The organism is Mesorhizobium sp. WSM4848, from assembly GCF_055811375.1.
This window is the reverse complement of sequence record NZ_JBVVPX010000137.1, coordinates 1-319: the sequence shown is the minus strand read 5'-3', so window position 1 is coordinate 319 and position 319 is coordinate 1. Positions and strand designations below refer to the sequence as shown.

Sequence of the window (319 nt, the reverse complement as noted above, 5' to 3'; positions counted from 1 at the left end):
CCTATCACCGCGTTCCTCGGCTGTTCGCCGCCCTCGCGCTTGCAAGAGGCGACGGGCGATACGGCAGGATCCTCAAATCTCCTGCCAGGACCGAGCTGCTGATCCTCGACCCACGCCGCGATCTCCTGAAGATCATTGAGGAGTGCTACGAACGACGCTCAACCATCCTCACAAGTCAGGTGCCCGTGGATCGGTGGTACGAGATCATTGCAAACCCAACTCTGGCCGATGCCATCCTGGACCGCCTCGTTCACAACGCCTATCGCATCGATCTCGCCGGTGAAAGCATGCGAAAACAGCGCCCGCCAATCGCACCCGA

1 protein-coding gene is annotated in these 319 nt (G+C 60.5%); it reads left to right on the top strand.

Annotation, left to right across the window (positions count from 1 at the left end; all coding sequences use genetic code 11):
• On the top strand, positions 1-319 hold a 319-nt coding region (locus AC0L16_RS33665), incomplete at both ends, for an ATP-binding protein (RefSeq protein ID WP_473625824.1).